This is a genomic window from Pseudomonas sp. SST3, from assembly GCF_003325755.1.
This window is the reverse complement of sequence record NZ_QORI02000023.1, coordinates 1-26112: the sequence shown is the minus strand read 5'-3', so window position 1 is coordinate 26112 and position 26112 is coordinate 1. Positions and strand designations below refer to the sequence as shown.

The 26112-nt window shown below is 58.2% G+C and carries 19 protein-coding genes and 8 pseudogenes; 10 read left to right on the top strand and 17 right to left on the bottom strand.

Translation table 11 applies throughout. The features are described from left to right. The first annotated feature begins 2 nt into the window (after window positions 1-2). Window positions 3-1283, top strand: a complete 1281-nt coding sequence (locus DQ405_RS19230; RefSeq protein WP_168425672.1) for a TrbI/VirB10 family protein — start codon at window positions 3-5, stop codon at window positions 1281-1283. Continuing rightward, entirely contained in the window at window positions 1280-1534 is a 255-nt protein-coding gene (locus DQ405_RS19225; RefSeq protein ID WP_168425671.1) for a DUF2274 domain-containing protein, read from the top strand. Before DQ405_RS19230 ends, DQ405_RS19225 begins: the two co-directional genes overlap by 4 nt. A 66-nt stretch (window positions 1535-1600) precedes the next feature. Here DQ405_RS19225 and DQ405_RS19220 read toward each other — a convergent pair whose 3' ends face one another. From DQ405_RS19220 to hemA, 6 genes and pseudogenes are all read right to left on the bottom strand, one after another. After that, the gene (locus tag DQ405_RS19220) at window positions 1601-2536 is read right to left on the bottom strand and encodes a LysR substrate-binding domain-containing protein (protein WP_168425670.1); all 936 of its coding nucleotides are present in this window, start codon (window positions 2534-2536) and stop codon (window positions 1601-1603) included. A 20-nt stretch (window positions 2537-2556) separates the two neighbouring features. Continuing rightward, the gene (locus tag DQ405_RS19215; protein ID WP_168425669.1) at window positions 2557-3756 is read right to left on the bottom strand and encodes an MFS transporter; all 1200 of its coding nucleotides are present in this window, start codon (window positions 3754-3756) and stop codon (window positions 2557-2559) included. Between the two features lie 61 nt (window positions 3757-3817). Continuing rightward, on the bottom strand, window positions 3818-5671 hold the full coding sequence (asnB, locus tag DQ405_RS19210; protein ID WP_168425668.1) for an asparagine synthase (glutamine-hydrolyzing): 1854 nt from the start codon (window positions 5669-5671) through the stop codon (window positions 3818-3820). A 21-nt stretch (window positions 5672-5692) separates the two neighbouring features. Beyond that, complete coding sequence (locus tag DQ405_RS19205) at window positions 5693-6763, bottom strand: Gfo/Idh/MocA family oxidoreductase (RefSeq protein ID WP_168425667.1); 1071 nt, start codon at window positions 6761-6763, stop codon at window positions 5693-5695. Further along, window positions 6760-7263: a GNAT family N-acetyltransferase gene (locus tag DQ405_RS19200; RefSeq protein WP_168425666.1), complete on the bottom strand. Its 504-nt coding sequence runs from the start codon at window positions 7261-7263 to the stop codon at window positions 6760-6762. The genes DQ405_RS19205 and DQ405_RS19200 overlap by 4 nt, the downstream gene beginning before the upstream one ends. Beyond that, window positions 7263-8494, bottom strand: a pseudogene (gene hemA, locus DQ405_RS19195) (5-aminolevulinate synthase). The gene DQ405_RS19200 and the pseudogene hemA overlap by 1 nt, the downstream one beginning before the upstream one ends. Before the next feature lie 139 nt (window positions 8495-8633). On the opposite strand from hemA, the gene DQ405_RS19190 reads away from it, so the two are divergent. Continuing rightward, window positions 8634-9512, top strand: a complete 879-nt coding sequence (locus DQ405_RS19190) for a helix-turn-helix transcriptional regulator (protein ID WP_168425665.1) — start codon at window positions 8634-8636, stop codon at window positions 9510-9512. On the opposite strand, the pseudogene DQ405_RS19185 reads toward DQ405_RS19190, so the two are convergent. Beyond that, a pseudogene (locus DQ405_RS19185) lies at window positions 9505-9651 on the bottom strand (DUF3363 domain-containing protein); the annotation flags it as partial. The gene DQ405_RS19190 and the pseudogene DQ405_RS19185 overlap by 8 nt on opposite strands. Between DQ405_RS19185 and DQ405_RS28650 the strand changes: the two are divergent. Together DQ405_RS28650 and DQ405_RS19175 are read left to right on the top strand one after the other, a co-directional pair. Continuing rightward, window positions 9632-9760 (top strand): DUF6969 family protein, encoded by a 129-nt coding sequence (locus tag DQ405_RS28650; RefSeq protein WP_446730895.1) that lies wholly within the window; start codon window positions 9632-9634, stop codon window positions 9758-9760. The pseudogene DQ405_RS19185 and the gene DQ405_RS28650 overlap by 20 nt on opposite strands. Window positions 9761-9846: 86 nt before the next feature. Beyond that, a complete protein-coding gene (locus tag DQ405_RS19175) occupies window positions 9847-10224 on the top strand; it encodes a DUF6969 family protein (protein ID WP_446730894.1) in 378 nt (125 codons plus the stop codon). Between the two features lie 122 nt (window positions 10225-10346). Here DQ405_RS19175 and DQ405_RS19170 read toward each other — a convergent pair whose 3' ends face one another. The 8 genes and pseudogenes from DQ405_RS19170 to DQ405_RS19135 all read right to left on the bottom strand — a co-directional run bounded on the left by DQ405_RS19170 (window position 10347) and on the right by DQ405_RS19135 (window position 19041). Continuing rightward, the gene (locus tag DQ405_RS19170) at window positions 10347-11399 is read right to left on the bottom strand and encodes an acyltransferase family protein (protein WP_168425662.1); all 1053 of its coding nucleotides are present in this window, start codon (window positions 11397-11399) and stop codon (window positions 10347-10349) included. Window positions 11400-12192: 793 nt separating this feature from the next. After that, a complete protein-coding gene (locus DQ405_RS19165) occupies window positions 12193-14304 on the bottom strand; it encodes an LTA synthase family protein (protein WP_168425661.1) in 2112 nt (703 codons plus the stop codon). A 9-nt stretch (window positions 14305-14313) separates the two neighbouring features. Continuing rightward, the gene (locus tag DQ405_RS19160; RefSeq protein ID WP_241730073.1) at window positions 14314-15000 is read right to left on the bottom strand and encodes a strictosidine synthase family protein; all 687 of its coding nucleotides are present in this window, start codon (window positions 14998-15000) and stop codon (window positions 14314-14316) included. Window positions 15001-15194: 194 nt separating this feature from the next. Then, complete coding sequence (locus tag DQ405_RS19155) at window positions 15195-15590, bottom strand: diacylglycerol kinase (RefSeq protein ID WP_241730072.1); 396 nt, start codon at window positions 15588-15590, stop codon at window positions 15195-15197. After that, window positions 15580-16310: pseudogene (locus DQ405_RS19150) on the bottom strand (lipopolysaccharide kinase InaA family protein). Before DQ405_RS19150 ends, DQ405_RS19155 begins: the two are co-directional and overlap by 11 nt. A gap of 2 nt (window positions 16311-16312) precedes the next feature. After that, window positions 16313-17002, bottom strand: coding sequence for a class I SAM-dependent methyltransferase (locus tag DQ405_RS19145; protein WP_168425660.1), 690 nt, complete (start codon window positions 17000-17002; stop codon window positions 16313-16315). An 89-nt stretch (window positions 17003-17091) separates the two neighbouring features. Continuing rightward, a pseudogene (locus DQ405_RS19140) lies at window positions 17092-18367 on the bottom strand (sensor histidine kinase). After that, a pseudogene (locus tag DQ405_RS19135) lies at window positions 18357-19041 on the bottom strand (response regulator transcription factor). The pseudogenes DQ405_RS19140 and DQ405_RS19135 overlap by 11 nt, the downstream one beginning before the upstream one ends. A 105-nt stretch (window positions 19042-19146) precedes the next feature. Here DQ405_RS19135 and DQ405_RS19130 point away from each other — a divergent pair. Both DQ405_RS19130 and DQ405_RS19125 read left to right on the top strand, forming a co-directional pair. Beyond that, window positions 19147-21106 (top strand): annotated as a pseudogene (locus tag DQ405_RS19130) (LTA synthase family protein). A gap of 52 nt (window positions 21107-21158) precedes the next feature. Next, window positions 21159-21915, top strand: a pseudogene (locus DQ405_RS19125) (phosphatase PAP2 family protein). A 102-nt stretch (window positions 21916-22017) separates the two neighbouring features. On the opposite strand, the gene DQ405_RS19120 reads toward DQ405_RS19125, so the two are convergent. After that, a complete protein-coding gene (locus DQ405_RS19120; protein ID WP_446730898.1) occupies window positions 22018-22392 on the bottom strand; it encodes a hypothetical protein in 375 nt (124 codons plus the stop codon). Between the two features lie 445 nt (window positions 22393-22837). On the opposite strand from DQ405_RS19120, the pseudogene DQ405_RS28645 reads away from it, so the two are divergent. Together DQ405_RS28645 and DQ405_RS28640 are read left to right on the top strand one after the other, a co-directional pair. Then, window positions 22838-23602: pseudogene (locus tag DQ405_RS28645) on the top strand (MCP four helix bundle domain-containing protein); the annotation flags it as partial. Beyond that, window positions 23597-24460 carry a methyl-accepting chemotaxis protein gene (locus tag DQ405_RS28640; protein ID WP_446730897.1) on the top strand — a complete coding sequence of 288 codons (864 nt, stop codon included), beginning with the start codon at window positions 23597-23599 and terminating at the stop codon, window positions 24458-24460. The pseudogene DQ405_RS28645 and the gene DQ405_RS28640, both read left to right, overlap by 6 nt. A gap of 781 nt (window positions 24461-25241) precedes the next feature. Here DQ405_RS28640 and DQ405_RS19110 read toward each other — a convergent pair. Further along, on the bottom strand, window positions 25242-25817 hold the full coding sequence (locus DQ405_RS19110) for a DUF1206 domain-containing protein (protein WP_241730071.1): 576 nt from the start codon (window positions 25815-25817) through the stop codon (window positions 25242-25244). Window positions 25818-25900: 83 nt separating this feature from the next. Between DQ405_RS19110 and tnpA the strand changes: the two genes are divergently transcribed. Further along, a partial coding sequence (gene tnpA, locus DQ405_RS19105) for an IS66-like element accessory protein TnpA (protein WP_168425658.1) occupies window positions 25901-26112 on the top strand: 212 nt, incomplete at its 3' end.

The following is a 26112-nucleotide window of genomic DNA, read 5'->3' as shown; positions in this document are numbered from 1 at the left end:
GCATGAGCCAGGACGACACTCCTGACCTTGCCGCGCCGCAGGTAGGCAAAGTCCCTCCCGAGTCGGTCGCGTTGCGTGCCCAGCCGCGCCCGGTCACGCGCTTGAACCGGCGCTCCTTAGTCGTGCTTGCCGGTGGATTCTCGGCCGCAGTGCTGGGTGCCACTCTCTGGTCCTTGCAGCCGCCGAAGCCCCGCGGAGGGAACGATCCGGCCGAGCTATATAATGTCGACCGCGTTTCCCGTTCCGAAGGGCTCGATCAGTTGCCCCCGGACTACTCCAAGTTGCCGCGTCCATCTCCTCCCGAACTAGGTCCACCTCTACCGGGCGACCTTGGCCCGGCCATCGTCCAGTCGCAGCGGCTGGCGGCGCCCAGTTACACGCCACCTGGGCACGATCCCGCTGAGGCCACGCGATTGGCTCGGCTGAAGGAGGCCGAGGAGGCGGCTGCGTCGTCTGTGTTCTTCCGCACCGCAAGTCACCGCCCAACTGCAACCGCACCGGACCAGCAGGTCGCGAAGGTGCCGGCACTGTCGGGCTTCGATCCCATGGGCGCCGGCCCGGACTCGACGGTGGCCCAGCCCGCCGACCCGACGGCCGCGCAGAATCGGCTGGAGCAGAAAGAGGCGTTCCCGCAAACCGGCTCTACGGAACCCCGTAATTCCGGGAATCTCCAGCTACCGGCGTCGCCATACCAGGTCATGGCCGGCACGGTGATCGCCGGCGCGCTGGTGACCGGCATTAAGTCGGATCTTCCGGGGGACGTGATCGGCACGGTGACGGAGCCGGTCTACGACACGGCGAGCGGCAAGTACCTGCTGATCCCACAGGGCTCGCGCCTCCTCGGTCGGTACGACAGCCAGGTCAGCTACGGGCAGAGCCGGGTGCATGTGGTGTGGAATCGCATCATTTTGCCGGACACATCCTCGCTGACGCTGAACAACCTCACGGGCACCGACCCGGCCGGTTACGCCGGTCTGGAAGACGGCGCCGATTGGCATTGGGATCGGATCTTCGCTGGCGCCGCGCTAACGACGCTGCTGGGCATCGGTGCAGAACTGGCCGCGCCCGAGAACCGTCAGGATGGCGACCGCATCATCATCGCCGGCCGTGACAGCGTGCAGGACAGCGCAAATCAGGTTGGGCAAGAAATGACCCGCCGAAACATCAACATTCAACCCACATTGACACAGCGTCCCGGGCTTCCGGTGCGCATCATCGTCAACCGGGATCTGGTGTTGCGGCCCTACCAACCGCTGTTCCTTAACCGAGGAGCCTCACGATGAGCACAACACGCAAGCTTCGGCTTGGGCCGCTACCCAAGACTGAGAGCATCAAGCTGGCCTTCGTCTGCCCAGCCAACCTCAAGGCAGATCTGGACCGCTACGCCGCGATGCATGCACACGCCTACGGAGAGCCGGTCGATGCCGTGACTCTGATTCCCTATATGCTGGAAGCATTCATGGCTGGGGATCGTGGATTCAAACGCGAAGGGAGCCGTTCCTGCGCAAGCAGCGTTTCACGGTCCGACAGCTAGAAGCGCTCGAAAGGCGCCTCTAGCGGCCAGGTGTAGATCCGAGACCGGTAAGTCGAATCAGTTACCTCAACGCTCCCAGGTGCACACCGCCGTCACCTGTGTGGCCGCTGGGTCATCCGTACACGGCGCGGTCCGAGTGACACGGTCGATGAAGCGACTCAGTGGCTCAGACGGCTCGATATCGCGTCGGACCAGGAAGGTGGTCAGTTTGCTATTGCCTGCCAGAGGACGGGTGACGATGTCCCGATTGTTCAATTCGGTGATTCGAGGCTGGCTTGAAAAGCCCAGACCGTAACCGGCCGCTACCAATGCCATCATGAGATCGAGGGTAGGGACTCGCTCTGCAATAGTCAGCCTGGGGGCAACGGGCTGGAGTACAAGCTGCAGTTGCTGCCAAAAGCCTTCGCACACTTGAGGCTCACATAGCACCAGTGGGTGCCTCGCGATTTCGTTGAGCGGAATCTCACGATAAGCGAGCAAGTGATGTCGGGAAGGCAGGGCGACGACAAGCGGATCATGCCATACGGGTATAGCCACAAGACCTTCGACCTGGTTTGTGGTTTGTATCAAACCCACATCGTACAGATCGTCCTGCAGGCCCTTGATCTGCGTTGCGGATGGCACCTCGCGCAAGAAAACTTCGACGTCGGGGTCTTCCTCGCGACTCAACGCCAGCAGGGCCGCCAGTCGTGACCGCGGCACGCCATCCGACAAGGCAACGCGCAGCTGCCCCCGGTAGCCCGCTGCGGCGCCTTTGACACTGGCCTTGGCCTGCTCGACGACGGCAATGATGCGCCGTGCCTCCTCCAGCAGAACAGTACCGGCCCAGGTCAGACGGGTGCGACGTGTCGTACGCTCGAAGAGCTGAACGCCCAACTTGTACTCAAGGTCCTTGATGATCCTCGAAAGGGGTGACTGCTCAATATGCAAGCGCGCAGCGGCGCGCGCGAAATGCAATTCCTCAGCAACCGCGACGAAACAGCGAAGATGACGAAGCTCCACGTCTCTACCTCCCGTATCGGTCAGTGGTTGGGTTGTGTCACGCTGGGCCAGCTCGGCTGGCGGCGCAAATTAACGACTTGAAGCAGGGCGCCGACCAGCGCAACCGCGCTCGCGCTGGCCGCGAGGGTCCAGGTGGGCATCTTCAGCAGCAGGACGAAACCACCTGCTGCCGCACCAATGGCGCTACCCAGGTACAACGCCGATTCATTGAGCGCGATGGCGAGATTTCCATCGCCATGTGACTGTCTGGCCAGGATCAGCTCGTTGTTTTGAGGGACTTGCAGCGCCCAGCCGACTGCGCCCCACAACGCGATGGGCACCACGGCCAGCCAAGCACCCAGCGCGGTGGCAAACGGCAGCAGAAACAGTGACGCAGCCAGGATCACCATGATTGCGAAGACGAGTACGGGGCCTCTCACACGATCCACGACGGGCCCGACGAAAAAGCTACCCAAAACTCCGCCAATGCCCCAGATCCAGAGGTAGGGTGTTACTGAGCGAACCGCGCCATGGTCCGGATCGGCGAGCAAAGGCGCGATGAAGGTGTACATGCCCAGGCTCGCAATTGCCGCCAACAGTGATACGAGTAGGATGGTTACCACATGCCCATCGGCGAGAATCGCCAGCTTTTGACGCAGCGAACTGGCAGGCGCTGCGGGTAAGGCGGGCAGCATGATCGACAGGCCCGCAAAAGCTAGCAGGCCAAGCAGCGTGACCAGCCAGAGCGCAGCCTGCCAGCCCACCTGATCCGCGATCATCAGGCTGAGCGGAACACCTAGCACCACGCCGCTAGCCATGCCGCCCATTATGATGGCAATGGATTTGCCGCGCCGCTCAGCCGTTGAGAGCGCGGCGGACGCGCCGATGCCCATGGCCAGATACACACCAGCGCCGATACCGGCCACGGCTCGCCAGATCATCAACGCATTGAAGCTCGTTGCCATCGCGCTTGCGGCGTTAGCAATGATGAACAACCCCAGGGCGAGCAGCAGGCCGGTGCGCTGCCGATCGGGTGGGGTCAGCGCGACGAAAACAGGGGACCCGAGACCGTAGGCCAACGTAAAGGCTGTCACAAGCTGTGCGGCGACAGCGACCGAAACCGAGAACGAGGCCTCAATCATGGGTATAAGCCCAGCCGTGACATAGGACGCCATGCCAAGCGCGAACGCGCCCAGTGCAATCAGGTAGATGGGGAGCTGGTTGGGGGTGGGGTTGCTCATAGGTGGCCCTCCACTAAATGTCAGGTGCGACGCGGCCCCACCGGGACCGCGTCCAGATGGGTTAAAGGTCGAGGCTGACGTCCTGCTCGACGAGCCAGGTGTTGAGTCCCACGGCGAGTTCCATGCCCATGCGGTCGTACATGGGCGATATCTCGCCAATCGGTTTGTCGAGCGTTTGTCTTACGCGTGCGGTATCGAGCAGCACGCGCACCGGGGCGTCAGGGCTGGCCACGATTTTGGTCAACGAGGCGCGTAGTGCTTGCTCGTACGCGGGGTCTTGCGTCGACGGATAGGGGCTTTTGACCCGATCGGCGATCGACTCTGGCAGGAGGTCGCGAGTCGCCGCGCGCAGGATGCTTTTCTCGCGTCCGTCGAATGCCTTCATTTCCCAAGGGATATTGAAGGCGTACTCGACCAGCCGGTGATCGCAGAACGGCACCCGGACTTCCAGGCCAACGGCCATGCTCATCCGATCCTTGCGATCGAGAAGCGTCTGGACGAAGCGGGTCAGGTTCAGGTAGCTCATCTGGCGCATACGCCGTTCCACCGGGCTTTCCGTGGCCAGGGTCGGGGTCTCGGCAATCGCCTGGCTGTAGCTATCGCCCAGGAAGCCCGGCATGTCCAATTGACGCAGGAGATCGATGTCGAACAGCGTCTTGCCGTCGAAATACTTGCCCGTCACGGATGTCAGCCATGGAAAGGTATCGGCCGCTATGGCTTCGGGGTCATGGAACCAGCGATAGCCACCAAAAACCTCGTCCGCGCTCTCTCCCGATAATGCGACGGTCGAGTGTTTGCGCACCTGCTGGAACAACCGATAGAGCGAGGGCCACATGTCGCCCCAGTAGGCTGGGGGTAGATCAAGCGCGCGTATGACCTGGCTGCGCAGCGCTGGGTCGGCCAGTTCGCGGCTGTCGAGCATTATCTCGTTGTGGCTGGAATGGATCCGCTCGACCAAATCCCGTACGAAGGGGGCATCCGGTGTGCCGCGAACGGCGTCGCTGGTAAAACCGTTCCCGTGGTCGAGGAAGTCGACCGAGAAGGATCGAATGTTCTCCTTGCCGGAGGCGAGCAGCTTCTTGGAGGCGAGGGCGGTGATGATCGACGAGTCGAGTCCACCCGATAGCAGGCTGCACAACGGAACGTCCGAAACGATTTGCCGCTCGACGATATCTTCCAGCAGATCCCGGGTATGGCGGATGGTTTGCTCCAAGGTGTGAGCATGCTCTCGCGCCTCGAGCTGCCAGTAGCGCCGGCGGGCAAGGCCTTTTCGATCAATTCGGACTACCTCGCCAGGCAGCACCTCGCGCATACCGTGAAAAACGGCATGCCCAGGTGTCTTCACCATCTCCAGAATCTCACGCAGCCCGTCCGCCCGGACTTTGCGCGGCACGAGTGGGTTGGCCAGCAGCGCCTTGGGCTCGGATCCGAAGATCACGCCATCTCCGGTCTGGTAGTAGTACAGTGGCTTTACGCCCATGCGGTCTCGGATCAAGAGCAATTGCTGGTTGCGCATATCCCAAAGGGCAAATGCGAACATGCCGTTTAGATGATCAACGAAGCCCTCACCCCATTCGAGATAGGCGCGCAGGACAACTTCGGTATCGCTGCGGCTTTCGAACCGGTGCCCTCGAACCTGTAGCTCCGCTCGAAGCTCCCGAAAGTTGTAGACCTCACCGCTATAGGTGATGGCCGCGAACTGCTGGCCATCGTCCTGGCGGACCAGCATCGGCTGCTTACCGCCTTCGAGATCGATGATCGACAGCCGACGATGTCCTAACCCGATTGGCCCGCTGATCCAGACACCCTCGGCATCCGGGCCCCTTAGTGCCATGGTGTCTGTCATGCGCTGCAAGGTGTCTTGTTGCGTCTGCATGTTGAGGCTGTAGGACAGCCATCCTGCGATTCCACACATAGTCTTCTCCCAATGATTCTATTAGCCAAGGCTTTCCAGATCGCTGCCCTCGGCTAGTAAGGCGCGTGTCTCGCCATGGTTGTAGCGAGCCGGGGGCGGTGTCTGGGCACGAGCTTCCAGCTCGTTGAGCAAGCGCTGCAGATCGAAGGCCGTGCGGAGGTCGGCAAAGGGCTGGGCGGGTGGTTCACGGTGCTCGACCCACCGCAAGACCTGCAGACAAAGCTGAGAAAGCTTGTGTAGCGTCTCCAGGCCTGGCTGATTTGGAGATGTCATCAGTTCGTGCAGGACGAGCTCTGTACCGTCCGTATCGCGCATCCACATACGCAGGTGATCGTGATCCCATCGGGGCGTATCGAAGACCAGTCGCGCGTGGATCAACTGGTCGTCTCGATCGACGAACGTAAAGTCCACCGTCCGCTGCCGGACGATGTTGACGAAGCTGCTGTAGCCGCTGACTGGAGCATTGCCGAGCGTTGCGGTCAGCTGCAGGGTGTTGAGTACCGCGCTGCCTGAAATCGAGAAGTCGGACCTGATGCCCAGCACGTCAGCCAGGCACAATGGGCCTGCGGCCGGGCAGATCCAGGACAGCAGATCCAGCGCGTGAATCGCCTCGCTAGTCACCCCGCACGTGGGGCGATAGTCGTTGATGCGATCCTTGCCCCAATGGAAGCTGGCGCGCGCCAGCTGCCAATCATGCCGAGCGACCCAGTCACGCAGCACTGCGCTCGCATCCGAATATCGCTCGACTAGATCCAGGGCGAATCCGCCGATATTGGCGAGGGCGGCCTCCACTTTCATGAGGTTATCGGTTGGAGTCGTCAGAGGCTTCTCGCAAATGACGAAGCCTCGAAACTCGGCCAACTGCTCCAAAACGCTGGCGTGACCTATATCGTTGACGCTGACCACCACGATGTCCGGCAAGAAATCTTGGAGCGCGCCATCGATGCGATCGAAATAACGCAGCGTCGTAGCTTTCTGCTGGCGATCGACATAGGCGAGCGAGACCGGGATGCCGTAGGTAATGCCAATGTGTTCGAAGGCGCGCCGGAAGCGCTGGCCGGCGTATCCGAGGCCAATAATCAGGACCTTCATTCGTGCGGCTCCTGACGGATCAGCAGGCGTTCGCTGCTGGCCTTGAAACCAAGGGCTTCGTAAAGCCGGCCAGCATCCTCGGTGCTCTGCAGCACCACGGCGCCGACATCTCTATTGGCGAACCAGCGAAGCAACTGATGCATCAGTTGCGTTGCGATCCCCTTCGCTCGCCACTGGGGGGCCACGACTACCGACTGAATCCAGCCTGAGAGGCCGTTGAGGCTGCCCGGGGCGGGTGCGCGAACGTCAATGATGCCGGTCGCACAACCGATAACCTGTCCCGAGTCGCGGTGCTCGATCGCAAGGATCTGCACGTCGTCGTTTACGCCAAGCGTACTCATCAACCAGCCACGGTAGGCCGCGCGCCAACGCGCGCGGTCTTCCGGGGTGCGGCTGGAGTAACTGGCCGAGGTCCCATCGAGCAGATGTGCGCGCAGTTCGATCAGGATGGGCACGTCAGTCGCTGTCGCGTTTCGAACGAGGAAGAACGGATCGCTCATCAGGCCACCTCAGTGCCGAACGCCTGCGAGGCAAGCGGTATGGAGAAATGCTCGAAGGTCTCACGCAGCGAGGCGGCGAGATGCTCGATCTGCTCGTGACCGTGGTTCGGTGTGGCGTTGATCCGGAACCGCTCGGTGCCCACAGGCACTGATGGATAGTTGATCGGCTGCAGGTACACGCCATGGGTATGCAGCAGGCGCTGCGCGGCCGCCTTGCACCGCTCCGCTTCGCCAACCAGCACCGGTAAGACGTGCGTTTGGGAGCAGGGCATGACGGGGATGTCGTAGCGTTTCAGAAGTTCGCGCAGGTACGCCGTGTTGCAGTGAAGCCGGTCGCGCTCCTCGTCGCTGGCCTTGAGGTGCTCGACGCTCGCCAGGCAGCCTGCTGTGACGGCAGGAGGTAGGGATGTGGTGAAAATGAAGCCGGTCGCAAAGGAGCGCACGGCATCGACGATGATCTGCGTTGAGGCAATGTAGCCTCCAATTACGCCGATGGCTTTGGCCATGGTGCCCTGAATGATATCAACCTGCCCGGCAATACCGCGCTCAGCGGCTATGCCGGCACCGCGAGGTCCGTACATGCCGACCGCGTGCACTTCGTCTAGGTAGGTCAGTGCGTTGAATCGTTTTGCGACCTCGACGATCTCGTCGATGGGTGCGATGTCACCGTCCATGGAATAGATCGACTCGAACACAACGAGCTTCGGTTGGAGGAGCGGATAGCTCGCCAGGATCTGCTCCAGATGACGTACGTCGTTGTGCCGAAAGACCTTGCGCTCGTTCGGCGTCGCACGGATGCCGCTGACGATCGAGGCGTGGTTTAACGCATCACTGGCGACTACACAATCGGGTATCTGTCGCAGCAGGCATTGAAGCGTCGCATCGTTGGAGCCAAACCCGGTAGGGAAAACCAGCGCCGCTTCCTTGCCATGCCAGTCCGCCAGACTGCTTTCAAGGTGCGCATACAGCTCATGGGACCCACCAATGTTGCGCGAGCCGCCGGAGCCCGCTCCATAGGTTTCCAGAGCTTGATGCATCCGCTCGCGTACCAATGGATGCTGAGACATACCCAGATAGTCGTTGCTGCACCAGACCACCACCGGATCCTGGCGCTTGCCCTCCACCTTCGCCAGCGGATATTGGCCACATATCGACTTAGAGTGGTGAAGGTGCGGTATTGGTTGGATGACTTCAGCAGCTCCAACTGTTCGCGAAGTAAAGATTGGTACATCCGTATATCTCCTGAGTGAGCGAATCGGCTCGGTCCGTGCGGCTCTGGTCCGGACCTTCTAAACGACAGGGAGCTATTCTTAGTACCGGTTTGATAGGGTTACAATTTGACAACTTATGCTATTACTGGAGGTAACCGGATGAGTGCGCCGCGCAGCCTTGAGCGAAACCGAGCAGAGCTGGCCGACTTCCTGCGTAACCGACGTGAGCGGATCACACCGCAGGAGGTTGGGCTTCCCGCAGGCGGGCGTCGCCGTACCCCTGGGTTACGGCGCGAGGAAGTGGCGGCGCTGGCGGGGGTCGGATTGTCTTGGTACACCTGGCTCGAGCAGGGCCGAGAGATCAGCGTCTCGGCTTCTTTCCTCGAAAATCTGTCCCGCACGTTGAAGCTGGATGCGACAGAGCGCCGCTACCTGTTTCTCCTGGCTCACCAGCGCTTGCCACCTGAGCCGGGCAAGACCTGGTGTGTCGTACCACCATTGATACACCGGCTGATTGGCGACCTGCCGTTGCGGCCGGCCTATGTATTGAACTTGCGATGGGACGTACTGGCCTGGAACGCGGCAGCGGACAAGGTATTTGGCTTCTCGAGCTATCCTGTTGAGCGTCGCAACTTGCTCTGGTTACTCTTTACCGCGCCGCCGATGCGAGCGCTGCTGGATCCCTGGGATGATCAAGCCCTTCAGATACTGTCGAGCTTTCGCCGTGACTTCGTCAGAGCGCCCCAGGACCCTGAGATCGGGGCTCTGGTCAAGGACCTGGAGAAAGTGGACCCGGACTTCAAGAGCTGGTGGCAACAACAGGATATCCATGGTGCTTGCCAGGGCATTCGCCATTTCCACATTGGCGATGTTGGTCCGGTGGTGTTCGATCACACCTCGCTGACCATCGACGTCGATCGGCATCTGCGCTTGGTCTACTACGCCGCCAAGCAGGGCCAAGCTCAGAGCCAGGTCTTCGAACAGTGGCTGCAAGAGGAGGCGGAGCAGGCGAACGTTGATGCCACGGCGATTAGCTGACGGAGGGGCCACGCTGGCGCCCGATCTGCCAGGAAACACTGTTTCCCTGGACGATCGCCGTCACGCTTTGCCCGAGTTTGGGCTCGATTACCGGCTTCCAGGGCACCAGGCTAAAGCCCATGCCATCCTCGAGCAGGGCGGTCTACGACCGGGACAGCCATGCCCAGTATTATTATCACGCTCATCGTGAAGGCGGAGTCGGGCATGGCCACTTCCATACCTTTATTCGTGCCAGGGCATCCCTCTGAGTTGCAACCGTTCTCAGCGCCAGAGACCGGCGAACCCTGGCCTAGTGGCGACGAGGCCATCGCTCAGCTGATCGCTGTGTCCATGGATGCCTGGGGACAAACCCATATGCCTGTTCGCCTGCAATCGCTGGGTGGCTGGCGAGACATGGTATCCCGCTAAAGCGGTGAAGCAGATGCTACCGGGCTTCGCCATCGACCATGCCTATCCTTCTCGGGCGACCAATCTGTGGCTGACCGCATTGCTGCAGCTGCCCGACTGCCATATCGAGGCTCTGCTCGAGCACCGCGACCGGATGATCGAGGCCTGGCGGGCGACGCACCCGGATGAGGATGTCTTCGAGGACCGGGCGCTAGAGGTCACCGGCTATCTATCCATCTCGGTGGGTGAGTGGGTCGAGGCGCTGAACCTGATGCGTGCCTTGCGGATCCTTCTCGAGGCCACCCGGGCGTGCCGAGATAAATGAAGGCACATTCATTCATTGGTAAATCATTAAGTTTAATACTGGAAGAATAGAACTGGCCCGCCGCTGCCTTGGTCGCTATCGACCCGGTCGATCAGACCCAAAAATCTGATCGACCTACCCGCTTAACGCGTGCCGACGCATAGAGGCTTTGGATTCGTAAACCGCTTCAGCCGTAGGGCGGGCGCTTCGACCAATCGCCACGACAAAACGGCAAAGCACAGCGTGACTGTCATGCTCGAAAGCGCGAACACTGCCAGGTTTATATCGGCACCAAACCATTGAATGAACAGCTGCTGCACAGGGAAGCCGAAGATGTACATGCCGTAGGAAAAATCACCGTGTTTACCGAAATGCGCCACCTTGGGCAGGCGCCTGTAGGCGAGATAGATAACCAGATATGGCAACGTGAACATGTGGACGACGAACCAGGCGGAGCTACCCAACGCCAGCACAGACGCCGCCAGCAGCAACAGCGCAATGCGACCATCCCAGCGAACCTGGTCCTGGAAGAGATACAGCGCAGCGCCACCGTAAAAGAAGAGCCCCAGACGGAACAACTTTGTGATGGTTACGCTTTCGACGCCCAGTGCCGGCAGCACAAAGAAATGTCCTGCCATCAACACGCCCAGCCCAAGCATGACCATGTGCCGCTTGAGCAGCTTCAGCGCTCCCAGCAACAGCACGCTGCAATACATCATTCCTTCTAGCGGCAGCGTCCAGAACGACCCGTTGACCACTTCGGGGAATGGATTGCCGGCAAATACCCCCGGCAACTCGTAGCGGGTCATCAGAAATACGTTAGTCAGAAATGCTGCCGTTTTACCGTCGCTGAAATATTCACCTAGCGGTAGCGGCGTTGTCAGCGGGCCGATCACCAGCAATGCAAATACCACCGCAAAGACAAGACCCGGGAAGATGCGCAGGGCCCGTTTGAGAACAAAGCTGAGGTTGCTACTGCCGTGCAAGTAAGAGGCAGTGATCAAAAAGCCGCTGATCACGAAGAAGACGTCTACCGCCAGGTCCGCCATATCGGTACCGCCAGTCAGCGGACGCAGCGGCTCTTCAGGAAGTCGCCCGCTCAGCCAGTAGCAGTGTCCCAGCAAGACCATTGTTGCTGCTACGAAGCGTAGAAAATCGAAGTTATTGTCCCGAACGCCCAACGACTGTCCCTGCATCTCTCTTCCCACCATGCTTGTTTTTTATCTTCCTGCCGATCCGTTTGATACTCGTCGACCTTTCGTTTGGTACGTTTTCGAAACCAGCCAAAGAAATCAGTTCCCCAAAAAATATCGTTTAGCCATACACGCATAATATGTGTGGTCAAAATTTAACCCGAGCGGTTAATTACAGCTCATTTATCTGCGCCGTCCCGCCTCAGAGCGGGTGAACATTACTCGTTCGGCGGAGGCGTACCGTCTTCGCCTTGACCAGACGGCTATACATGGTGGCTGGAAGGAAGGATCATCCAGGCTAAGAGGTAGGACCGTTCAGCCCGCCTGCGGAGGCTGGTATCAGGACAGTTATTGGCAAGCAGGAATCTGGCTCACAGAAACCAACGTTAATCTTGTACACCGGCACGCTCATCCAAGTTGACAAAGCCAACTGATAGGCCCATGCCCGTTCTGAAAAAAAAGACCTAGCAGCCTACCCCGCCATAGCGCTCCGCCCCCCGCAACATTTGCGATCGCCTGCCTTGCAAGCGGTTGCGTCTCGCGGTGCAGCCGCTTTTGATCGCGCTGTTCGCCAGGAATGGCTAGCTGCTGCGCTACATAATTTCCCGCTAGAATTTTCTGCCAGACACGCCGGGTCAGCTTATCGCCTCGATAAGCACCCGGCTACCGTTGTATACCAAGTCGGTTACTGTCCTCCCCCCCCGGGTGATACAGCGTCCCGTCGCTTAGCGTGAGTGACGCCGGGTCGCTGATCAGGGTCGCTATAACTGGTTGGGGCTGATGGATTGTACTGAGCTCAGTGTCGGGCCTTGCCTTCGCTGGAAGAGCCCACGCTGGCACCCGCCGTGTTCTCGATCAAGCTACCGGTCGCAGTCTGAATGAAGGCACTCAATTGCTGGAGAAGCACCTGATCCCTCGGACTGGCTTCGAGTCGCGTGCTTTGAGGTTGCGCACCCAGGCGGTACCGGTAAACCCGTGCATCCATGCCTTTGGGCAGTACTACAATACGGTCGCCGCTCAGCATGGCGACAGTTTGATCACCGCCAGAGGGCTTTATGATGCCAAAGCCTTGATCACTGGGGGCAAGGCTCAACAGATCACGCCCCCAGCATTGATGACGCACCGCTCCGTCCAGTCGCCCCATCACTGTCGGTACTACATCCACCTGTGTGCCTACGACATCCTGCATGCTACCGAATCGTTCCTGAATGCCAGGGCCGATCAGCAACAGAGGGACATGAAAGCGAAATAAATCCATTTCGGTTAACTGCTCTTCAGCACCGAAACCATGGTCGCCCACGACCACAAAAAGAGTGTCTTTGAAATAGGGTGTTTTTCTGGCCTTCTCGAAGAACTGGCCCAATGCCCAGTCGGAATACCGCATCGCGGTCAAATGCTGATCCAGTGAGCCATGGCCGTCGACCGGCTCGACCGGTAGGGGAGCGGGAAGCGCATAGGGCGTATGGTTAGAAAGCGTCTGGAGTAAGGCATAGAAGGGCTTACTGCGGTCTTGTTTGAGCAACTCTTCAGCCGCGCGATCGAACATGTCCTGATCGGATACGCCCCACGTTGGGTCGGAGACCACCGGATCGACATAATCGTTGCGCCCTATGAACCGGGTCATGCCCTGGTTACTGAAGAATCCCGACTGGTTGTCCCAGGCGAAATCGCCGTTGTAGACGTAGAGATCCTCATAGCCACGAGCGCCAAGTAATTGTGGCAGACCAGAAAACTGGTGGCCCCCCTCCGGCGTCTGCATCAGATATTCGAACCCGGGCAGATTGGGGAAGCAGGCCATGGTGGCGAACATGCCTTGGTGGGTATGGGTACCGTTGGAGAAGAATCGGCGGAACAGCAGGCCGTCCCTTGCCAGTCGGTCAAAGTTAGGGGTTATGCCGACCTGGCTGCCGAGCGCCCCGACGAAATGGCCTGCAAAGCTTTCCATCAAAATCACCACCACGTTGCGGATCGGCAGTCGAGTATCGGCGGGGCCTTGGTATTCACGCCGAACGACGGCTGTGTCTGAGTCGACCAGTTGATCGTTTGGGCCAAGCAGCAGCTCGCGGGTGACGGCGACGGCCTTGTCGGCCGGCATGGAGGATTTCCAGATGTTGTCCCGCTCGGCGGAGAGGCGGCTTTTTCCTGCCGCATATAGAGTCAGCGTGCCGTTCAAACCAAGCTGGTTGGCGAACATCGACTCGGTGGTGAATGCGTCGCCCCAGCGCAGAGGCGGGCCCTGGCGAAGGGTACCGCGGGCGGCGGCGACAGAGACCGTCAAGCAGAGCAGCAACGACAAGCACCGAGCGGGCCATGAGCCCGCGAGCCGGCGACTTCGCTGAGGCTCGTTCGTCTGCCCGCCGAGTGAGCGCCGCTGAGTCAGCTGATCTAGCCATGCAAAGAGCATAAACGCCGCCCCGCTCAGAGCCGTCCAAGCCAGCAAGAGACGCACCACAGGAAACCCGTGCCAGAGCATGCTCAGCACAGTCGCAGGGTCTTCCTGAATGTACTGGAAGACCAATCCGTTCAGGCGTTGATGAAATTCCCGGTAAAAATCCAGCTCTACGATGCCTAGAAATATTGTCAGGCTGGCTGCGACGCTTAGCCAATAACGCTGCCAGCGGCGGGCAGCCATCAACCGCGTGCTCAGCAACCCAAGGATCAAAGGAGCGCAGACATAGACGACGACGCGCAAGTCGAAGCGCAAACCGTTGAGAAGCGCCTCGGCAAAACTCGCCGCAGGCGTATCGCCGATCAGCTCGTGGTTGTAGATAAGCAGTCCTAGTCGAAGCAGAGAAAAGAGAACGAGAAGGACGATTGCGCTCGATATGGCAAAGGTGAGGTGTTCGAGGGTGCTTGGCGATGCTGCACGCGCCGCCGCACGACCCGCAGGGCGCTGGTTTGGATACATAGGGAACCTTCAGAGGCGATTCAGTTCTAGGATGCGATTGCGGCCCTGCTCAGCGAGCAGATAACGGCGAGGAGAGACAGGTAGCAGCGTTTGTGGCGAGCGCAGATGGTCAAGAACGACATGCTGGGTTCCGGTCTTGTCCATCAGCAACAGACGAGCCATGTGTGTGGCGTCCTCGCTGACCCAGAGCCCCTCATCAGTACAGAGGAGATAGCCGGGCTGGTTCAGGCCGGACCAAACGGTCTCATCCGCGCCGTCTTCTTTTAGGCGCTTGACCCAACCACGCGTTTTCTCGGCGTAAAACAGCTGTCCGTCGGGGCAGACGGTGACCGCCTCCGCTTCGTTAAGCCCATCACGGAGGACAACGGTTTTGCCGCTCTGTGGGTCGAAGCGCAGCAGTCGACCGCTGCTCTGGTCCTCGATGGCGTAAAGGTAATAGCCATCGCTTGCGAGCTGCTCGACACCCTGGCCGAGCAGCAGGCTGCTGGTTTGGCCGCCATGCATCCAAAGGACGGGTAGATTTCCCCCTTCCTGGCTAATGGCGAGACCGCCGCGATATGACAGCAGGCCATCCGGCTTGGACAGACCCTGCATGACCGGAATAAAGCGTCCGTCCGCCTGCTGCTGCAAAAGGGTCCCTTTGCCATCGTGGTATTCCTGGGTCGCGTAGAGCTCGTTCCGGTCGTCCTTAGCCAAGGCACTGACCCTCTCGATCGAGTTCCGGTATACGCTATGAGCCCAGCCGGTTTCGGCAGTTACTGACGCTAGGTGACGCCATGCTGGAAATGCCAGTGCCAACGCTAGGACTATGAGGACGCCAACCATCATTTTCAGGTAGCTGCGGAGCGGGTGCCGACCGGTGTCTGCCGCACGGGTTGAAAGGGTCCCGGTCATAAAAGGACCACTCCCCAGATAATCACGATAAGCGTCAGCGCGAGAAACTGGGCAGCACTGCCCATGTCCTTGGCGCGCTTGGATAGCGGATGGATCGCCAGAGAAATACGGTCAATAGCCGCTTCGATCGCCGAGTTGAGCAACTCCACAATCAAGGCCACGATGACCACCATGATTAGTATGGCCCGCTCGCTGCTGCTCACATCGAGCAGGCAGGCTATGGGAATCAGTAACAGGTTTAGTAGGAGTAACTGGCGGAATGCTGCTTCACCGACATAAGCGGCTTTCAGCCCGGCCAGCGAATAGCCAGTCGCATAAAAGATCCGGCCGAGGCCTGAGCGCCCTTTGAGGGCCTGCGCATTAGCTTCGCAATCCATCAGCTCATCGCTCATGCTGTACGCCCCCGAGAGAAGCGCCGAGCGCCCGGAGGTAGGTCTGGTGGAAAAGCAACCAGTCCTCCTGCGGCATGTCCTCTCTATGGCGGTACAGCTGTCGCAAATCGTGCCGCGAAGCCGCCGAAATGCTCCAACGTCGCCGACTCTTCTCCAAATCGAGCAAGGCGATATCGACCGGTGCTTCAACGCTGGGATTAGGAACCCTGACGAAGATGTGCTTGGGATAACAGCAACCGTGCTGCCAGCCAGCAAGGTGCAGACGTGCCAGGGTAGACGCCAGTTGCTCTAGCATCCGCCTGTTCAGCGCGCTGTCGTGTCGTTCCTGGCGAGCAGAGCCATACCATTCCTGCAAGCTAATAAACCCGTCCAATGCCTGTGTGACCAGCACGGCTTGCCACTGACCCGAAATTTTTCTCGAAGCGCAATAGACGATATTTGGGACGCGAATTCCGATTCGGCGAAACGCCTCAATAGCTTGTTGCTCGCGTAATGCGGTCGGGCGCCGAAAGGATGGAGCACCGAACGATAAATGTGCCCAGCTTGCCGCTTGCAATAGAGAACGGACCGGTGTGTGTCGCGGGGCACCAGACGCCTGACGCCGCTCTCACCACCGCGGCGCTGGTTGGGCGGTTCTACCCACTCGCCTTCGCTGTGCCACCAGCGTTCGAAGCGCGTATCGGGGCTCTGGGACGATTGCAGTTCGATCAAGGCTTTCATGGTCAGGCCACCTTGCGCAGCGTATAAACGCGCCACATGGCGTAGCCCGGCAGAAAGTCCTGGTGGCCGATAATCTGGAAGCCGGTTTGGCGGAATTCCGCTTCGATCACCTGGCGCTTTACTACGAAGCGGTTCTGGTTTTCCGACGCTCGGCCCTGGCTGGCGCGCTTGGCTTCCAGACGTTTGCGTTTCCAAGCCTTGTAATTGCCGTCCACCCAGAGCGAGATAATGACGGTGTCGCGCGTTACCCGACGAAATTCGCGGAGTATGGCCAGGCGGTGCTCTGCATCAGCGATGTGATGAAGCAGGCGGATGCAGAAGATGCAATCGACCGCATTAGGACCCAGGGTGATCTCGAAGGCCGAGGTTTGAAACGCCTCGACCCGCGAGACGACTTCAGCGGGTTGCGATGCCTGTGCAGTGGCCAGCATATGTGCCGAGTTGTCGGCCGCCAGAATCACACGGTTGGGCCGCTCCGCCAGCAGGGGCCAGAAGCGACCCGCACCGCATGGCAGGTCGAGCACCAGATTGGGCTCATCGGCCTGCTTGAGCGCCCGCCGGGCTAGCTGTTCATCACGCCAATGGGAGAGCCGCCGAGCCAGACCATCATGATGCTTGTGCAGGTATTGCACCGCATGTTCTTGATCATATTTGCGCGAAAACTCAAGTTCGATCGGAGGGGGTTTGGACATGTCGGGCCTTCCACAAAGGAGTACGCCCGATAATCTAAAGAGGCCTGAATCAAGCGGCCGTCAAAACCACGTGAAAAAAATGTCAACGCTTACGATTGTTGACCTTGGGCCAGCACGACTCGGAAGCTGCTGCCTCGGGGCGGCAGATCGCTGACCCTGATGGTCCAGCCTTGGTGTGCACAAATTCGTTTGACCAGTGAAAGCCCCAGGCCCAAGCCCTCGCCACGGGCGCGGTCGCCCCGCACGAACGGGTCAAAAATCCGCTCGTGCTGGTCAAAGGGTATACCTGGGCCGCTATCTTCAATCCGGAATCCACCCTTTTCGATGATCAAACGTACCCAACCCTCGTCGGTGTAATGCAGTGCGTTTCGCAAAAGATTAGACATTACCGTACGCAGGAAGGTGTGGTTGTAAGGCGTGGCGTCAACATCTTCTATCAGCAATTCAAACCGAAGACCCTTGTCTTGTATCGCCCCGCCCCAGCGTTTGCCTTGTTCCTCTGCAACGCTCTCCAGGGTGGCTTCTCCAGCCAGCGAGGCTTCTTCAGGTTTGCTTCGGGCAAGCGTAAGGAACGTTTGCACCAAATCGTTCATTTCATCGCGGCCGCGCGCCGATGCGCGCTACCTGTTCACTTTCCCGCGTGCCCAGCGGGGATGCCTCCAGCAATTCACACGAAGAGCTGACGATCATCAACGGAGTGCGCAATTCGTGGCTGACATCGCTGGTAAACAGGCGCTCGCGTTCCAGCGAGCGCCTCAGCTGTACAAGTGTGCTATCGAAAGCGGAGGCTAGGTGTCCGATCTCGTCGTCGGCATAGTCCGGCGCCAGGAGGGGGGCGATCGGGTGAAGCTGGTCGCGATGCTGTACCTGCTGAGCCAGCCTGGTCACTGGCGCCATGACTTTCTTTGCAACTATACGGCCAAGCAGCCACGCACCTGCGACACTTAGCAAGAAGCCAGCCAACACCACGTCGAATAACACTTGCTCACGGGCTTCGAACTCATGCTGCTCTTGTACCAATAGATAGCGTTCGTTGCCAACCTCTCGGGTGTATACATAGAACGCCTCGTCGCCGTTTACTACCTCGCTGAAGCCGGGCCGGGTTCGCGAAAATTGCGGGGGAATCGCGAATTCGATCGTGCTTGTGGCAAAAAAACGTGTGCTCGAATCAAGGCGTGGACGCAGCCCCTGCCGGATTTCCTGCAAGACGATGTTCAACTCACGGTCGAGCTCTTCAGAAACGAGATGCTCCTCGACGGAGTGCACGATGCCGACGATGCCGAGGGAGAAGAGTCCGCTCACAATCAGGGTCATCAGGGTGAAGGCGATGGCGATGCGGCGGGCGAAAGGTTGTTTAGACGGCATCTGGTTGCTCCGAAAGGCGATAGCCGACGCTATGAATCGTGTGCAACAACGGCTTGTCGAAGGGCTTGTCGATGACTTGGCGGAGCTGATGAATGTGGCTGCGCAGGCTATCGCTGTCGGGGGGGGTTCTCACCCCACAGCGCTTCCTCAAGCGCGTCCCGGCGGACCACCGCAGGGCTCCTGCGCATAAGAATTTGAAGTAATTTTAAACCGACCGGATTGAGCTTAAGGGTCCGCCCAGCACGGACCGCATGCAACGTATCAAGGTCGAGGGTCAGGTCGCTGACTTGAAGCATCCGTTTCCGGCTGCCCTGGCTGCGTCGAAGGATGGCCTCGATTCTTGCCACCAGTTCTGATAGTGCGAAGGGCTTGATCAGATAATCGTCAGCGCCAGCGTTGAGCCCCTGCAAGCGGTCATTCAAGGCGTCGCGCGCGGTAAGCATAATGATCGGTGTCTCCCGCCCAGCGTCTTCTCGAAGACGCTGGCAGACCTGATAGCCATCGATGCCCGGCAGCATGATGTCCAGCACGATAAGGTCGTACTGCTCGGTGGCGGCCAGATGTAGCCCACTTAGCCCGTCCCCGGCACAATCGACGGTAAAACCCTTGAGCTGCAGGTAGTCGAGTACGTTGGCGAGGATGTCACGATTGTCTTCGATTACGAGGATGCGCATAGGTACGGCTCACAGCGAAGTTGACGTTTTTTTCACAGCGTTTTTACGAAGGGCTCACGGGCCGAAGGGCAAAGTGCGGCACGTTCATCCACCAAGGATCATACGATGCCACCCCTCCGATATGCTCAGCTTCGCTATCTCTCATTGATTTTGACAACATGGCTGGCGGTGTTTTTTTTGACCCGCAGCGCGCTATTGATCGGCCACTTGGGCGATGCAAACGTCAGTGTCGCTCAACTGTTCGGTGTCTATGGCATCGGCGTGATGTATGACGTAGCGTTTTTGCTCTACGCGGCATTGCCACTGACACTCTATTTAGTCCTTTGCCCGCGCCGGCTTTGGGAAAAACCATGGCACAACGGGCTTATGCATATGCTGCTAGCAATCAGCCTGTTCGCTATGTTGTTCACAGCCGTGGCCGAGTGGCTGTTCTGGGACGAGTTTGGCGTGCGTTTCAACTTTATTTCGGTCGATTACCTGGTTTACTCCGACGAGGTGATCAGTAACATCCTTGAGTCCTATCCCATTTATCCTCTGCTGGCATTCCTTGCCCTGATAGCCGTCATAGGTACGGTGTTACTGCGCAAGGTCACCGATGCCGCGTTGCAGGCCCCACTGTTACGGTGGCGTGATACCTGGACGACGCTGACCGCATTATTATTCGCTGCCGTTGCCACTACTTTCGTCGTGGGTCAGGACTTTCCCCGCGGTACCGGCGGTAACGCCTATCAACGGGAATTGGCGAGCAACGGTCCGTTTCAGTTCTTCGCGGCGTTTCGCAACAACGAGCTGGAATACCCGCAGTTCTACGCGACGCTGCCCAAGCAGGAGGTGGCCGCTCAGCTTCGACAGGAGGTCAGTGAGCCTAACGCCCACTTTCTAGGCACCGATCCGCTGGACATCCGCCGGATGATTGACAACCCCGGCGAGCCGCTAAAACTCAATGTGATTCTTGTAACCATCGAAAGCCTTAGCGCTAAATACTTGGGAAGCTTTGGTGACGGTCGTGGGCTTACGCCGAATATGGACAAGCTCCGGCAACAGAGTCTGTTTTTTTAATAATTTCTATGCCACAGGCACACGTACTGATCGCGGACTGGAGGCGATCACATTGGCGATCCCGCCGACTCCGGGCCGCTCTATCGTCAAGCGGATCGGACGCGAGAGCGGGTTCGCCAGCCTGGGGCAGCAGTTCAAGGAGCAGGGCTACGACAGCGTCTTTATGTATGGCGGGCGCGGTTACTTCGATAACATGAACGCCTTCTTCGGCGGTAACGGCTATCGCATCGTCGACCAAAGCAGCGTTTCAGAGTCGGAGATTCACTTTAAGAATGCCTGGGGCATCGCCGACGAGGATCTTTACGCTCAGGCGATAAAACAGGCAGATGCAGATCACGCGACCGGAAAGCCATTTTTTCTGCAGCTTATGACGACGTCCAACCATCGCCCTTACACCTACCCCGAAGGGCGAATCGACATTCCATCTGGAGATGGTCGTGCCGGTGCGGTGAAATACACAGACTATGCCATAGGGCAGTTCCTGGAGCAGGCGCGGCAAAAACCTTGGTTCGATCGAACCATCTTCATCTTCGTAGCCGACCACACGGCTGGCAGTGCCGGAACCGAAGATCTGCCGGTGGCCAACTACCATATTCCGCTTTTCGTTTACGCGCCGAAGGTCATCGAGCCGCAGGAGGTTTCCGGGCTGACCAGCCAGATCGACTTGGCACCAACCCTGCTCGGCCTCCTCAACATGGATTACACCTCGACATTCTACGGCCGCAACGTACTGCGCGCGGACGCTGCCCCTGGACGGGCTCTGATTGGTAACTATCAGCACCTAGGGCTGTTCGATGGTGAGGATCTGGCCATCTTGAGCCCTCGGGGGGCGGTGCGCCGTCATAACGATGCGTTGCGGCTGAGCCACGAATCGGACGCCCAAATCAACGACCCGTTGGTCCAGCGAGACATTGCCTTCTATCAGGGTGCAAGTTACGCCTTTACGCGAGGCTTGCTGAGCTGGCAACCCGATCGTTCGAACCAGACCCAGCTCAGCCAGCGCTAAGTTATCGCCCCCTCTTGCCCCCGCTGTCGGGGGCACTGCTAGGAGTGTCACTATGTCCTGCCTCACCTCGAAAGGCTCCAGGCCCTTCAACTTCTATTTGGGCCTGGGTATCCCGCTCCTGTTGATGATCCTCTTGCTGATAAGCGAGCCGACCGGAATCGATTTTGCGATCGCCACTATTTTCTACGACCCGGAAAACGGATTCATCGGCCGGCACAGCTGGTTTCTTGAAGATGTACTGCACGACCGCGCCAAGCAAGCGGTCATCGCCGTCGGCGTTCTGGCTATTCTGGGTTTTTTGCTGAGCTTGCTGCCGACAAGGTTGAAAGCCTGGCGCCGACCGCTGGGCTATCTGGTACTGGCGCTAACCTTATCGACCAGCATTGTTACGCCATTAAAGGCGCTTACGGCGGTTCATTGCCCATGGAGCCTAAGCGATTTTGGGGGCTTGGAAACCTACACACCGTTACTGAGCGAGCGTGCCCCGACCCTCAAACCCGGACGTTGCTGGCCGGGCGGGCACGCGTCTGCCGGGTTTTCGCTGATTGCTCTTTATTTTTTTCTACGCGACCGCCGACCGCGCGCGGCGGCAGTGGGCACTTGGGCTAGCTCTGGGTTTGGGTGCAGTGTTCTCAGCTGGGCGCATGATGCAGGGCGCCCACTTTCTTTCCCATAATGTCTGGACACTGTTGTTCGACTGGGTGATCTGCCTTTCGACCTATCGGCTAGTTCTGTATCGAACGGTTGCAGAGACTGCCGGAGTGGCTAGTCATAATTCCCGCGTCGAGGTGCAGGCTCCGTCCATATGACCTTCGAAGAGTCCCGCTTCCAGCCTTCAGGTCGGGCAAAAACAAGCAGAAAGAATCGCAGCCTGAAAGATGCTAAAGCTGCGGCACCGTTCGTTAAGCGACTCACTTGCGTCGCAATGCCTGCCCCTTGGCTTGGTCGACATGATGCCGCCATTCCCGGTCGCGGTCGCGCCAGTTTCGGTCCCACGCCTGGCCCTCAGCGGAGCGATCCGCCGTGGCCTCGCATTGACGAAAGCCGTCGTTCCAGCCTTCCGCGTAAAGGGGTTGTGCGAGATAGCGAGGAACATCTTTTCGAAATTTATCTAGCGCACCTGCGGCTTGTCGCCCACTGCTGCAACCGGCCTCAAAACCGTCAGCAAACTCCACGGGATAACCCTCGGTGAGCAGTTGCTCGTGAGTGCTTTGGCATCCTGCCAGCGATACTGTGCCAAACAAGCCAGCAAGGAGGATAAGGCTGGGTATCCGAGCTACTGGCAGTGCTGTGCCTAGCCTGCAGCGGCGAAAGCTAAAGGTATAGAGATCCGCTAATTTCACTTGCACTTACTCCTGAAAGCTTGCCTGCAATAAATTATGCGCGACGGACTACCGAAAAACTTGCCCGAGAGGTTAGCCACTCATTAATGAAAATTTTGTCAAAACGGCCTAAACGTCTTGGATACGACGGGAAGCTAAACGGCAGTAAAGCTTGGGATTCGCCCGGTTTCTGTCCGATTGATGGGAAGACAGCTATGCGGCGTGTGCTCCGCAGAAAGCCATTCCAAAGCGGCTACTTCAGATGCTTCCGGCTTTATATATTTAAGCCGAGCCTTGTCTCAAGTATTGGAAAAATCTGCCGATAAGGGTATAGCTGACTAACCGACCTAGGGAACTTCCTTATCCAGGAACCCCAGCAGCATCGCAATCCCCAGCATCCGGAGTCCTAATGATTCGTGACCTCTCTGTAGGCGTTCGATTTAGCATAGCGTTTGGCTTGATCGGCTTTATCGTTCTCGCACTAGGTGCTTTCGCTCTAACGCAGATATCCAGCGTAAGAGACAAGGCCAGAGAGATAGATACCGTATGGCTGCCAGGAACGACTGCTCTCGGCAGCATCAATCAACATATTCTAAAAACTCGAGTAAATACGCTACATGTTTTTTTAGAGGATGACCCAGCTGTTGCGCAAGCGGCTAGGCAATCAATCTCGCAAATGAAACTCCAAGCTCTACCCTTGGAAAAAAATTATCAAGATAATATAACTACTGCAGATGACCAAGCGCTCTTCGAAAGTTATAAAACCATAAGAGGCGAATACTATGCGCTGCTTGATCGAATACTCACGCTAGAGCAGCAAGGCCAACATAATGAAGCCAAAGCCCTTATGCGTTCCCAGATGGATGCACTTTCCATCCGACTCAGCGAATCGTTGGGCAAGCTTATTGAACACAACGACCTAGAGTCTTCAAGGTCAGTTCAGGAAGCTACAGAAATCTTCGAAAAATCCCGCGTGACAATTATTGCTTCGACCGTTCTTGCCGCATTGTTTATCGCGCTTCTGGCATGGATGTTGACTCGCAGTATAGTGGGCCCGCTAGCCCTTGCTGTGAGTGTTTCGGAGACAATCACGACCGGTAATCTGACGCAGAAATTTGATGTAATAGGTAAGGATGAACCCGCGCGATTGCTACTCGCGATTAAAGAAATGCAAACTGCATTACGCGGCACCGTAAGTGAGATTGCAGGTTCTGCTTACCAAGTCGCTTCGGCGGCAGAAGAGCTCAATACCGTAACCGAAGATACTAGCCGTGGTCTGCATCAGCTAAATGATGAAATAGATCAAGCTGCAACTGCGGTAAACGAAATGACTGCTGCCGGAGACGAGGTTGCTAGCAACGCTGCGTCTACTTCCGATGCCTCCCGCGCCTCTGATGAATATGCGAAGCAAGGCCAAAAACAGGTAAGCGATACAAGTCAATCGATATCCCTCTTGGCAGCAGACGTAACCGAGACTGCAGAGCAAGTCGGCAATTTTGAAAGTAAAGCACAAGAAATAAGCAAAGTTTTGGACGTAATCAGAGAAATTGCGGGACAAACGAATCTATTAGCGCTGAACGCTGCGATTGAAGCTGCTCGTGCGGGTGAGGCGGGTAGGGGTTTCGCCGTAGTTGCGGATGAAGTTAGGGCTCTGGCTCTTCGGACGCAGCAGTCAACAGAAGAAATCGAGGAAATGATTAGCGGGATCGCAACCGGCACTCGTCGGGCGGTTGCAGCAATGGGCCAAAGTACGGCCCGTACTGCAGTGACTTTGGAATTAGCCAAGGCTGCAGGCGACGCGCTAGTTCAAATCACCTCAGCGATAGGACAAATTAGCGAACGCAACATGGTGATCGCTAGTGCCTCCGAGGAGCAAGCCCAGGTTGCTAGAGAGGTGGATAGAAACCTAGTCAATATCAGAGAACTTTCAACTCAGACCTCTGCTGGCGCGACCCAAACCAACGCAGCAAGCCAAGAGCTAGCCCGTCTGGCCATCGGTCTAAACGGAATTGTGGCGCGGTTTACGGTGTAAATCTGGCTTCGGCCTGTGCCGCACAGAATGCGGCCAGAAGCAGCGAACGGTGCGCCTGTTTCTTGGTTTGGATGCTCGACCAAACCGTGCTCTAAATCCCTGGACAGCAGCCTGTCGACGTCGACACCGTTGGTGTGGCGATTCAGCATCTCCCCAGCATCCGTCAAATAGATGCTGGGCGACCGTGACGATAAGAGATGGCTAATTAGTGAACTTATGCCATTAATGGCACTCTGAAATTGAGCGCATTGCTAGCCTTGGCCTCCCCTCCCAACGGCTAGCAACGTGCCAACCCAGTTGGCTGTTGCGACGGAGCTCGCATCTGCTTCAAGGATGAAGTGTGAAACCGTGGTTGGATACAGCCATTAAAGGCCCTGTAGTGATACAGGGCTTTTTTTAAATTGCTCAGATAGGACGGAGCTAACGCGGGACGTTGCGCCTTATGCTAATCAGTCATTATTGACGGTCGAGCAGGGCCCGGACATCAATGGTGAGCTCCTCAAGAGAGTCCTGTGTTCCCACGTTGGAAAAAAGCTAGTATATGAGTTGATTGATAATGGGGTGGCTAGAGTCGACGCCTCGCAAATTGCTCCATCTTCTGCGCCCCGCAAAGGCTGCGATGGAAGACGGTAAATGCGACGGTATGGCCGTTATCAATTAATGCGGAACACCCTCAACCACGCGGGGTTCAGAGACCCGTTGATGATGGAGTGGGAGTGATTGGTTCCCGATAGATCAAAAAGCCCCGGTCATACCGGGGCTTCGTCTTGTTGGGTGCCGGCTAATGCATGACCGCGGGCATATCGATACGGCGCCAAATCGCTTCGGCGAAGCTGTAGACGGCGAAGGCAACCAGCCCGAGACCAACCAGTGAAAGCCAGAACGTTCCAAAGGGCAGGCTCTGTAGCGCGTTCAGCGCATCTTCCAGGCTGGGCGGATCGGTGGGTTTGTAGCGCGCGCCGCCGCTGAAAAGCATTCCGGCGACGACGAGAAAGGCGACGCCGCGAGCGATCAGGCCTGCGCGTGAAATCGGCCGCACCCAGCGCATGACATCTTCGGAGGCGTAGAAATACTTCTCGAATTTGGCTTTCCAGCCTTTGACGATGTGGGCGATACCCACGCCAAGCGGAACGAGAGCGACCAGATAGACCAGGTAGTTCGAATACTCCCAGCCGAGCAGGCCTGTAAGGAAGTCGCTACCGCCAGAGCTACCTCCACCACCAGCGGATTCGCCGATGGAGCTGCCAAGCAGGCCAAGGGTGAACATCGCCAGAAGGGTATAGGCAACGGCGCTGCCGATCAGTCCCGCTCGAATCAGCAGCCCTTTGGCGTCGGTGCCGTGTAAGCGTCCAGCCAACTCACCTTCCGAACTCCAGCATTAAGGGCGATGGTGTCCGCGTTTTTTAAGCGGACGCGATAGCCCTTATCGCCGGGATTTCCATGCGCCAACGAAGCTCTTACCCCAAACCGTTCAAGGCCCAGGTTGTTCAGGAGTGCCTGCAATCCGGTGCTAGCGTTTCCAGCGTGGCCATACGCCATGGCATCAACGCCAACGTCATTCGCAAGTGGCTACCGCTTTACCGAGATCAGCCACCAGCGGCGTTGCCGGCTTTCGTTCCATTGAGGGCTACGCCTAAACGACCGGCTGAAGC

Coding starts and splice junctions, on each gene's coding strand:
- DQ405_RS19225 (WP_168425671.1), top strand. CDS start 1,280: ATGAGCACAACACGCAAGCTTCGGCTTGGGCCGCTACCCAAGACTGAG.
- DQ405_RS19200 (WP_168425666.1), bottom strand. CDS start 7,263: ATGAGCGATCCGTTCTTCCTCGTTCGAAACGCGACAGCGACTGACGTG.
- DQ405_RS19165 (WP_168425661.1), bottom strand. CDS start 14,304: ATGTATCCAAACCAGCGCCCTGCGGGTCGTGCGGCGGCGCGTGCAGCA.
- asnB (WP_168425668.1), bottom strand. CDS start 5,671: ATGTGTGGAATCGCAGGATGGCTGTCCTACAGCCTCAACATGCAGACG.
- DQ405_RS19155 (WP_241730072.1), bottom strand. CDS start 15,590: ATGAGCGATGAGCTGATGGATTGCGAAGCTAATGCGCAGGCCCTCAAA.
- DQ405_RS19145 (WP_168425660.1), bottom strand. CDS start 17,002: ATGTCCAAACCCCCTCCGATCGAACTTGAGTTTTCGCGCAAATATGAT.
- DQ405_RS19175 (WP_446730894.1), top strand. CDS start 9,847: ATGCCTGGGGACAAACCCATATGCCTGTTCGCCTGCAATCGCTGGGTG.
- DQ405_RS28640 (WP_446730897.1), top strand. CDS start 23,597: ATGCAAACTGCATTACGCGGCACCGTAAGTGAGATTGCAGGTTCTGCT.
- DQ405_RS19170 (WP_168425662.1), bottom strand. CDS start 11,399: ATGCAGGGACAGTCGTTGGGCGTTCGGGACAATAACTTCGATTTTCTA.
- DQ405_RS28650 (WP_446730895.1), top strand. CDS start 9,632: ATGCCATCCTCGAGCAGGGCGGTCTACGACCGGGACAGCCATGCCCAG.
- DQ405_RS19215 (WP_168425669.1), bottom strand. CDS start 3,756: ATGAGCAACCCCACCCCCAACCAGCTCCCCATCTACCTGATTGCACTG.
- DQ405_RS19230 (WP_168425672.1), top strand. CDS start 3: ATGAGCCAGGACGACACTCCTGACCTTGCCGCGCCGCAGGTAGGCAAA.
- DQ405_RS19190 (WP_168425665.1), top strand. CDS start 8,634: ATGAGTGCGCCGCGCAGCCTTGAGCGAAACCGAGCAGAGCTGGCCGAC.
- DQ405_RS19205 (WP_168425667.1), bottom strand. CDS start 6,763: ATGAAGGTCCTGATTATTGGCCTCGGATACGCCGGCCAGCGCTTCCGG.